At 72.8% G+C, this 8,669-nt stretch carries 10 protein-coding genes; 3 read left to right on the top strand and 7 right to left on the bottom strand.

The window, feature by feature from the left end:
* Positions 1-123: 123 nt before the first annotated feature.
* The 5 genes from BZY54_RS07750 to BZY54_RS07730 form a co-directional block, all read right to left on the bottom strand.
* Entirely contained in the window at positions 124-372 is a 249-nt protein-coding gene (locus tag BZY54_RS07750) for a hypothetical protein (RefSeq protein ID WP_086723912.1), read from the bottom strand.
* A complete protein-coding gene (locus BZY54_RS07745; protein ID WP_086723910.1) occupies positions 372-785 on the bottom strand; it encodes a hypothetical protein in 414 nt (137 codons plus the stop codon). The genes BZY54_RS07750 and BZY54_RS07745 overlap by 1 nt, the downstream gene beginning before the upstream one ends.
* Positions 786-850: 65 nt before the next feature.
* Positions 851-2,314, bottom strand: coding sequence for a sensor histidine kinase (locus tag BZY54_RS07740; protein ID WP_086723908.1), 1,464 nt, complete (start codon positions 2,312-2,314; stop codon positions 851-853).
* On the bottom strand, positions 2,311-3,006 hold the full coding sequence (locus BZY54_RS07735) for a response regulator transcription factor (RefSeq protein ID WP_086723906.1): 696 nt from the start codon (positions 3,004-3,006) through the stop codon (positions 2,311-2,313). Before BZY54_RS07735 ends, BZY54_RS07740 begins: the two co-directional genes overlap by 4 nt.
* 9 nt (positions 3,007-3,015) lie before the next feature.
* The gene (locus tag BZY54_RS07730) at positions 3,016-3,594 is read right to left on the bottom strand and encodes a hypothetical protein (RefSeq protein WP_086723904.1); all 579 of its coding nucleotides are present in this window, start codon (positions 3,592-3,594) and stop codon (positions 3,016-3,018) included.
* 151 nt (positions 3,595-3,745) lie between these two features.
* Between BZY54_RS07730 and BZY54_RS07725 the strand changes: the two genes are divergently transcribed.
* From BZY54_RS07725 to BZY54_RS07715, 3 genes are all read left to right on the top strand, one after another.
* Positions 3,746-4,954, top strand: coding sequence for a sensor histidine kinase (locus BZY54_RS07725; protein ID WP_086723902.1), 1,209 nt, complete (start codon positions 3,746-3,748; stop codon positions 4,952-4,954).
* Positions 4,951-5,592, top strand: coding sequence for a response regulator (locus BZY54_RS07720; RefSeq protein WP_086723900.1), 642 nt, complete (start codon positions 4,951-4,953; stop codon positions 5,590-5,592). Before BZY54_RS07725 ends, BZY54_RS07720 begins: the two co-directional genes overlap by 4 nt.
* Before the next feature lie 127 nt (positions 5,593-5,719).
* A complete protein-coding gene (locus BZY54_RS07715; RefSeq protein WP_086723899.1) occupies positions 5,720-7,549 on the top strand; it encodes a glycoside hydrolase family 18 chitinase in 1,830 nt (609 codons plus the stop codon).
* 112 nt (positions 7,550-7,661) lie between these two features.
* Here BZY54_RS07715 and BZY54_RS07710 read toward each other — a convergent pair whose 3' ends face one another.
* Entirely contained in the window at positions 7,662-8,108 is a 447-nt protein-coding gene (locus BZY54_RS07710; protein WP_086723898.1) for a DUF2550 domain-containing protein, read from the bottom strand.
* Positions 8,109-8,238: 130 nt separating this feature from the next.
* Positions 8,239-8,616 (bottom strand): F0F1 ATP synthase subunit epsilon, encoded by a 378-nt coding sequence (locus tag BZY54_RS07705; protein WP_086723896.1) that lies wholly within the window; start codon positions 8,614-8,616, stop codon positions 8,239-8,241.
* Positions 8,617-8,669: the final 53 nt, after the last annotated feature.

The following is an 8,669-nucleotide window of genomic DNA, read 5'->3' as shown; positions in this document are numbered from 1 at the left end:
CTGTGGGTGCCGGGCGGGGAGCGCGGGTGACGCCGGACCGAGGGTGACACCGGGCGCTGGGCGGGCCGGGCGGGAAGCGCCGACGCGGTTCCCGCGCGCGGTCTCCCCGTCCGGCCGGCGGCCTCAGCGGTCGGCGTCGCTCGCCGCGTCCCGGTCGGCCGCGGCCACCGCGGACTCGGCCGCGTCCACCTTCTTCCGCATGTCCGCGTAGCCCGAGGGGGCGCCGGACGGGGCGGATCCCGGCGAAGACGCCGAGGGCGTGCCCGACGACGCGGGCTTCGAGGCCGTGCCGTCGTGCTGGGCGCACCCGGCGGTGAGGGCGACGGTCAGCGCCGCCACCGCCAAGGCCGCCGCCGCCCGCGCGACGCGCATCAGCTCGTCTTCCCCTTCTTGCTCTTGCCGTTGTCGTCGGCCTTGCACCAGGTCTTCACGGCGGCCAGGTCCTTCCTTCGCTTCTCCAGGTCGTTGCGCAGCGAGGTGCGGTGCTCCAGGCGGTCCTGGAGGTAGGTGGCGATCTCGGTGTGGCCCGCCTTCTTCGCGTTGTCCACGCGCTTTTGCAGCCGGGCCACCGAGCCACGCGTGCCGGCCCCGGCGTCCAGCCGCTTCAGGGCCCGGTCGATCCGCCGGTCCAGCCTGGGTACCCGCTTGCACAGCGCGTGCGCGCCGTCACCGGTGGGCCCGGGCGCGGGGGTGCTCTCCGCCGCCGCCGCACCCGTGGTGCCCGCGAGGACGGCCGTGACGGCCAGTCCCGTGAGCAGCGTGCGCGTCCGTCGTCGTGCGTCCATCTGGCTCTCCGTCCGTTTCCGTGCGTGTCCCGGACGGGTCGTCGTCCGTCCGGCGCGACGCAAGGCTAGGGACGGTCTTTGGGGAAACTCTGTGACCGGTTCGTCCCGGCTGTGCCGATCAGCCAGTCCCGCCGGCCGGGCAGCTCCCCGCCGCCCGAGGGCAGCCGCACCTCGAAGCGCGCCCCCGTGCCGCCGGGCCCGTCCGTGACGGTGACGCTCCCCCGGTGCAGCGCCGTCTGCTGGGCGACCAGGGTGAGCCCGAGTCCGGAACCTGCGCTGTCCGGACCCCGCTGGAACCGCTCGAAGACCCGTTCCCGGGCCTCGGGCGGTACGCCGGGCCCCCGGTCGTCCACCGTGATCACCACCTGGTCCCCCGCACCGTGCACTCCCACGGCCACCCGGATCCGGCCGTCCGCGTCCCGGCCGTGGGCGAGGGCGTTGCCGAGCAGGTTGTCCAGCAGCAGCCGCAGCCCCGGCTCCCAGCCGTGCACGGCCGGGCCGGGCGGGGCGTCCAGGGTGATCTCGGCGTCCGGGGCGCGGCGGCGGGCCTCGGCCACGGCGGCGTCGGCGACCTCGGAGACGTCCACGGCGCGCAGCGCCTCCGCCTCCACCAGGTCTCCGCGTCCCAGCTCGCGCAGCATCACCAGCAGGCCGAGGAGCCGGGCGTGTTCGCGCCTGAGGTCGGTGAGGACCTCGGTGCGGTCCGGCTCCGGCAGGCCGGGGTGACAGGCCAGGATGTCGAGGTTGGTGCCCATGCTCATCAGCGGGGTGCGCAGTTCGTGGGCGGCGGCGGAGGAGAAGGAGCGGGCCGTGTCCAGGGCCTCGGCGGTGCGGGCGGCCTGCTCGTCGTAGCGGGCGAGGACCGTGCGCACGGTGGCCGCCAGCTCGTCGACCTCGGTGACGCCGGTCGGCCGGTGCTCGAGCCGGGCGGCGGAGGTGCGCGGGTCGAGTCCGGCGGTGCGGCGGGTCAGCCGGCGCAGGGGGGCGCTCGCGCCGCCGGCCAGGCCCCAGGCGAGCAGTCCGGACAGGGGCGCGGCGAACAGCGCGGTCAGGACGACGCGACGGCGTACGGCCCTCAGCTGGGCCCGGTCGGCGGTGTCCGGCGAGAACACCCACAGGGTGCCGGAGGCGTCGGGGCCCTTCAGCGGCCGGGACAGGGCACGCCAGCTGCGTCCGCCGGCGCGGACGGTGACCGGCCGGGAGGCCTGGTCGGGCAGGCGCACCGAGGGGTCCGGCTGCGGTCCGCCGCTGAAGGTGGCGTCCGGCGCGAGGACGCGTACGCCGACGTCGAGGGCGGAGCTGAACAGGTGCCGTTCCCGGGTGTCTGCGGCCTTGGGGCGGCCGTTGCGGGTGGCGCGCAGCAGGGCGCGGGCGTCCGGGGCGACGGCGGCGGCCCGCCGGCGCAGGTGGTCGTCCTCCACGCGGTGCAGGTCGCGGGCGACCAGGTGCAGCAGCAGCCAGCCGGAGGCCGCCACCAGCAGCGGAACGGTGCAGCCGACGGCGAGTGCGATGCGGGTGGAGAGCCTCACGACACATCCCGCAGCACGAAACCGATCCCGCGCACGGTGTGGATCAGTCTGGGCCGTCCGTCCGACTCCAGCTTGCGGCGCAGGTAGCTGACGAACGTGTCGACGGCATCGGTGCGCACGTCGAAGTCGTAACCCCACACGCGCTCCAGGAGCTGGTCGCGGGTGAGGACCAGACCGGCGTTGCGGGCGAGCACCTCCAGGAGCTCGAACTCGCGCCGGGTCAGCCCCAGCGCCCGGCCGTCGCGTTCGGCGGTGTGCGCGGCGGGATCGATCACCAGCCCGGCCACGCGCAGCACCTCACGGCCGGCGGGCGGCCGGCGGCGCAGCAGCGCCCGCAGCCGAAGCACCAGCTCCTGCAGGGCGAACGGCTTGACCAGGTAGTCGTCACCGCCCGCCTGGAGCCCAGCGATCCGGTCGGCGGTCTCGTCCAGCGCGGAGAGCATCAGTACGGGCAGGTCCCGGCCCGCCTCGCGCAGCCGGGTGCACAGCTCGATGCCGCTCATCCCGGGCATCGACACGTCCAGGACGAGCACGTCCGGCGGTGCCTGGCCGATCGCGGTCAGCGCCTCCGCCCCACTGCCGGCGCTGCGCACCGCGAACCCGCTCAGCCTGAGCCCGCGCTCCAGCGAACGGCGTATCGCGGCGTCGTCGTCGACGACCAGTACGTCCCCGGCCCGCCCGGCATCCGACATCCGCCCTCCTCATCGCCCGGTCAGCGTACGACCGTCCTCGCGGCGGGCGGCCCCGGCGGGGGCTTTCTTGGGGAAGAGCAGATACGTCAGGGCGATCAGCCCGTGGATCGCGGCGATGCGCAGGGTCGTCCACTGCCAGGAGCGCAGCGGCCCGGTGCCTGCGGTGTCGCCGACGTACCAGACCGCCGCCTGGAGCAGGGCGAGGGCGACGGCGGAGGCGAGCAGGGTGCGCAGCCAGAGGCGGCCCTCGTGGCGGGCGCGCGCCAGGCCGCACCGGGGCGGCTTCGGCGGGCGTGGAGCGCCGGACAGGCGGTGCGCGGCGTGGCCGTCGAGCCGACGGATCGTGTGGTGGCCGTAGCCGACGGTGAAGCCGATGTACAGGGCGGCCAGGCCGTGTTCCCAACCGGGCCGGGCGCCGTTCTTCAGGTCGACGGCCGTGACGACGAACAGGACCACTTCCAGCAGCGGCTCGCACAGCAGCAGCACCACGCTCGTACGACGCCACTCCCGCAGGTACCGGGCGGCCAGGCCCAGCGCCAGCAGTACCCAGAAGCCGACCTCACAGGCGACGATCAGTGCGACGATCACGGTTGCTCCTCTCCCTCGCCCTTCAAGGCTCGCGGCGGATCGCGTCCGCTTCGTCGTCGGCGGTGACGAAGTGCGACTGCATCCTTCGATGTACTCGCGGACCCTTCCGTGGCATCAGGCGGCGGGCCGCCGCTTTGTGTCGGATGGACGCATGGCCCGACGACTCCCCCGCCCGCACCGTGACGACGTGCGGATCGCGGTGGCCGGGCTGCTCGGCGGGCTGCTGCTGTGGTCCCTGGGCCTTGACACGCGGACGGCGGCCGTCACGGTCGTGCCCTGGGCGGGGCGCTGGCCCGTCCTGCTGCCGCTGGCGGTGACCGCCGGGTGCGAGCTGCTGCGCCGGGTCCGGCCCCGGACGGGCCTGCTCGTCGGCACGGCCGCGGTGGCGGCCGACTCCGCCACCCAGGGCAATCTGGCCACACTCCTGATGTTCACCGATCTCGTGTACGCGGCCGTCCTCTACAGTCCGCCCGCCTCGGCCCGCCGCGTCCTGTGGATCACGGGGCTGCTCACGGTGGCCGGGACGCTGGTGCCGCTCGCCGTGTGGCGGACGCCGCAGGCGCTGCTGATCGGGGTGGTCACCGGCATCGTGGCGTTCGGTCCGGCCGCGACCGGCTGGATCGTCCGCGATCACCGGGAGACCGCCGAGGCGGCCCGGCTGCGCGCCGAACAGACGGCGCTGCTGGCGGAGATGGACCGCACCCAGGCCGTCGCGGCCGAACGAGCGCGCATGGCCCGCGAGTTGCACGACATGGTCGCCAACCACCTGTCCGCGATCGCCATCCACGCCACCGCGGCCCTCTCGATCGACGACCCGGGGACCACCCGGCAGGCGCTCGACGTCATCCGCGAGAACAGCGTCGAGGGCCTTGCCGAGATGCGCCGGCTGATCGGGATCCTCCGCGGGGGCGGCGCCGACCGCGCCCCGGCCGCGATCCCCACCCTGGACGGCCTGGGCGCCCTGGCCGACGGTGCCCGCGCCAACGGACTGGACGTCACGCTCGCGGCCCGGCACGGAAAGGTCCCGGCGCCGGTCGAGCTCGCCGCGTACCGGATCGTCCAGGAGTCGCTGACCAACGCCCTGAAGCATGCCCCGCCCGGCCGCGTCCACGTCCTGGTCGACGAGCGCGACGGCGCCCTGCACATCCGCGTGACCAGCCCGTACGGGGAGCGGAACGCGCCGCGCGCCCCCGGCTCCGGGTCCGGTCTGGTCGGCATGCGGGAGCGTACGGCGCTGCTGGGCGGCACCTTCGCCGCCGGGCCCGAGGCCTCGCCCCACGGCACGGCGTGGACCGTACGCGCCGCCCTTCCCCTGAGCGAAGCCCCAGGGGCCCGAGAAGCCGGAGGAGAGCCCGCATGATCCGCGTCCTCGTCGCCGAGGACCAGTCCGCCGTCCGCGCCGGACTCGTCCTGATCCTGCGCAGCGCGCCCGACATCGAGGTGGTCGGCGAGGCCGCGGACGGCGAGCGGGCGGTGGCGCTGGCCCGGGAGCTGCGCCCCGACCTGGTGCTGATGGACGTGCAGATGCCGCTCCTCGACGGGGTGTCGGCGACCCGGCAGGTGGTCGGGGAAGGGCTCGCGGACGTGCTCGTGCTGACCACCTTCGATCTCGACGAGTACGTCTTCGGCGCGCTGCGCGCCGGTGCCTCCGGGTTCCTGCTGAAGGACACGGAGGCCGGTGGGCTCGTCGACGCGGTGCGGACGGTGGCCCGCGGGGAGGGGCTGATCGCCCCGGCCGTCACCCGGCGGCTGATCGCCGAGTTCGCCGCGAGGTCCGCACCGGAGCCGAAGGCCCTGCCCCCGGCGCTGGAGAGTCTCACCCGCCGGGAGCGCGAGGTGCTCTCCTGCCTCGGTGAGGGCCTGTCCAACGCGGAGATCGCCGGCCGGCTGGACATGGCGGAGGCCACGGTGAAGACGCACGTCAGCCGTCTGCTCGGCAAGCTGGAGCTGCGCAGCCGAGTCCAAGCGGCGGTAATGGCCCAGGAGTTGGGGATCTAGCCGAACCCTCCGCACACTGGTCCAGACCTATTGACCTATGGTCCAGACCTTTCTACTCTCGCAGCACTGCGGGCGTGATGGCTCAGTCATGCCCCTGACAATAATCCCCCGACAAGGGAGGCGCAGCATGCGCTTCGGACACAGAGCCGCGGCAGGGTTCGCGACCCTGTTGCTTCCCCTGGCCGGACTGGTCGGACTCGCGGACTCCGCCCACGCCGCCGACACGACCTCGGCCACCGCCACCTTCACCAAGACCAGCGACTGGGGCACCGGCTTCGGTGGCCAGTGGACCGTGAAGAACACCGGCACCGCCTCGATCAGCAGCTGGACCGTGGAGTGGGACTTCCCCTCCGACACCAAGGTCACCTCCGCCTGGGACGCCACGGTCACCAACTCCGGCAACCACTGGACCGCGAAGAACGTCGGCTGGAACGGCACCATCGCCCCGGGTGCCTCCGTCTCCTTCGGCTTCAACGGCACCGGACCCGGCTCCCCGAGCGGCTGCAAGCTCAACGGCGGCAGCTGTGACGGCGGCCCGAGCGTCCCCGGCGACAACCCGCCCTCCGCGCCGGGCACCCCGACCGCCTCCGGTGTCACCGACACCTCGGTGAAGCTCTCCTGGAGCGCCGCCACCGACGACAAGGGCGTCAAGAACTACGACGTGCTGCGCGACGGGAAGACGGTCGCGACCGTGACGGCGACCTCGTACACGGACAGCGGCCTGACCGCCGGCACCGACTACTCCTACTCCGTCCAGGCCCGCGACACCGCCGACCAGACCGGCCCGGTCAGCGGATCGGTCGCCGTGCACACCACCGGCGGCACCACCACCCCGCCGCCCACCGGCGGCAAGGTGAAGATGGGCTACTTCACCGACTGGGGCATCTACGCCCGCAACTACAACGTCAAGAACCTGGTGACCTCGGGCTCCGCCGCCAAGATCACGCACATCAACTACGCCTTCGGCAACGTGACCGGCGGCAAGTGCGCGATCGGCGACTCCTACGCCGACTACGACAAGGCGTTCAGCGCCGACCAGTCCGTCAGCGGCGCCGCCGACACCTGGGACCAGCCGCTGCGCGGCAACTTCAACCAGCTGCGCGAGCTGAAGGCCAAGTACCCGAACATCAAGGTGATCTACTCCTTCGGCGGCTGGACCTGGTCCGGCGGCTTCGCGGACGCGGCCAAGAACCCGGCGGCCTTCGCGCAGTCCTGCTACGACCTGGTGCACGACCCGCGCTGGGCCGATGTCTTCGACGGCATCGACATCGACTGGGAGTACCCGAACGCCTGCGGTCTGACCTGTGACAGCAGCGGCCCGGCTGCCTTCAAGAACCTGATGGCCGCGCTGCGCGCCAAGTTCGGCAAGGAGCTGGTCACCGCCGCCGTCACCGCGGACGGCTCGGCCGGCGGCAAGATCGACCTCACCGACTACGCCGGGGCCTCCCCGTACGTCGACTGGTACAACGTGATGACGTACGACTTCTTCGGCGCCTGGGACGCGAAGGGCCCGACCGCCCCGCACTCCCCGCTCACCTCCTACAACGGCATCCCGAAGGACGGCTTCACCACCGCCGACGCGATGGCGAAGTTCAAGGCCCAGGGCGTGCCCGCGAACAAGCTGCTCATCGGCATCGGCTTCTACGGCCGCGGCTGGACCGGCGTCACCCAGGACGCCCCGGGCGGCACGGCCACGGGCCCGGCGACCGGCACGTACGAGCAGGGCATCGAGGACTACAAGGTGCTCAAGTCGTCCTGCCCGGTCACCGGCACCATCGCCGGTACCGCGTACGCGCACTGCGGCAGCAACTGGTGGTCCTACGACACCCCGGCCACCATCGCCGGCAAGATGTCGTGGGCCAAGTCCCAGGGGCTGGGCGGAGCGTTCTTCTGGGAGTTCAGCGGTGACACCAGCAACGGTGAACTGGTGAGCGCCATCAACAGCGGCCTGTCGTAAGGACGCGAGGCTCCCCGCAAACACCGAAGCTCCCCCGGACCACGTCCGGGGGAGCTTCTGCATGACCGCCGGCACCGCCGAGGGCTACACGACGTTGCTCCCCAACGCCGCTCTACGCGACGTTCACCCGTTGTCCGGGCGGGGCCGCCTCCAGCCAGGCGAGGAATCCGGTCAACGCGTCCTCGCTCATGGCCAGTTCCAGCCGCGTGCCCCGGTGCAGACAGGTGAGGATCACCGCGTCGGACAGCAGGGCGAGCTCCTCCTCGCCCTCCGGCAGCCGGCGGCCGGCCACCTCGATGGAGGCGCGTTCCAGAGTGCGGCGCGGACGAAGGGCGTAGGAGAAGACCCGGAACCACTCCACACGGTCGCCGTTGTAACGGGCGACGCCGTAGCTCCAGCCCTTGCCGCTGGTGTCCGGTTTCTCCGCCACGTCCCAGCGCAGGCTGCAGTCGAAGGTGCCGCCGGAGCGCTGGATCAGCCTGCGTCGCAGCCCGAAGACGAACAGTCCCACCACCACGAGCGCGACCACGACCCCGCACACAGTCAGAGCGAGGACCATCGACACCGACCTCCTCGTCTCCTAGGTAATGGAACGGAAAAAACACCCACATCCACCTCAGCCGCGGCTGGTACCGGATTGCTCCGGTACCAGCCGCGGCTGAGTGATGTCATCACAAGGCGAACTCGGTTCAGCGCGCCGCCGCAGCCGCTCGCAGACGGACGTCCGCGCGTCGCTGGGCGACCGCGTCGTCATCCGCCTTCGCGCGCTCCAGCTCCTGCTCCGTACGCTGGACATCGATCTCGTCGGCGAGCTCGGCGATCTCCGCCAGCAGCGACAGCTTGTTGTCCGCGAACGAGATGAAACCGCCGTGCACCGCGGCGACGACCGTTGCACCTTCACTCGTACGGATGGTCACCGGGCCCGACTCCAGCACACCGAGCAGCGGCTGGTGACCGGGCATGACGCCGATGTCGCCGGACGTGGTGCGCGCGACGACCAGGGTGGCCTCGCCGGACCAGACCTGGCGGTCGGCGGCGACCAGCTCGACGTGCAGCTCAGCAGCCAAGGGTGGCTCCTCGGGTCACCACCCGGCGGTAGTGCCGGGTGTTGGGGTCAATT

This window comes from Streptomyces carpinensis (assembly GCF_002154505.1).
GTDB classification, from domain to species: domain Bacteria; phylum Actinomycetota; class Actinomycetes; order Streptomycetales; family Streptomycetaceae; genus Streptomyces; species Streptomyces carpinensis.
This window is presented reverse-complemented; position numbering and strand designations above follow the sequence as displayed.

What these genes read in the sequence shown, in the direction of transcription:
- BZY54_RS07735 (WP_086723906.1), bottom strand. Translation starts at nt 3,006, where the DNA reads ATGTCGGATGCCGGGCGGGCCGGGGACGTACTGGTCGTCGACGACGAC.
- BZY54_RS07745 (WP_086723910.1), bottom strand. Translation starts at nt 785, where the DNA reads ATGGACGCACGACGACGGACGCGCACGCTGCTCACGGGACTGGCCGTC.
- BZY54_RS07750 (WP_086723912.1), bottom strand. Translation starts at nt 372, where the DNA reads ATGCGCGTCGCGCGGGCGGCGGCGGCCTTGGCGGTGGCGGCGCTGACC.
- BZY54_RS07710 (WP_086723898.1), bottom strand. Translation starts at nt 8,108, where the DNA reads ATGGTCCTCGCTCTGACTGTGTGCGGGGTCGTGGTCGCGCTCGTGGTG.
- BZY54_RS07720 (WP_086723900.1), top strand. Translation starts at nt 4,951, where the DNA reads ATGATCCGCGTCCTCGTCGCCGAGGACCAGTCCGCCGTCCGCGCCGGA.
- BZY54_RS07725 (WP_086723902.1), top strand. Translation starts at nt 3,746, where the DNA reads ATGGCCCGACGACTCCCCCGCCCGCACCGTGACGACGTGCGGATCGCG.
- BZY54_RS07715 (WP_086723899.1), top strand. Translation starts at nt 5,720, where the DNA reads ATGCGCTTCGGACACAGAGCCGCGGCAGGGTTCGCGACCCTGTTGCTT.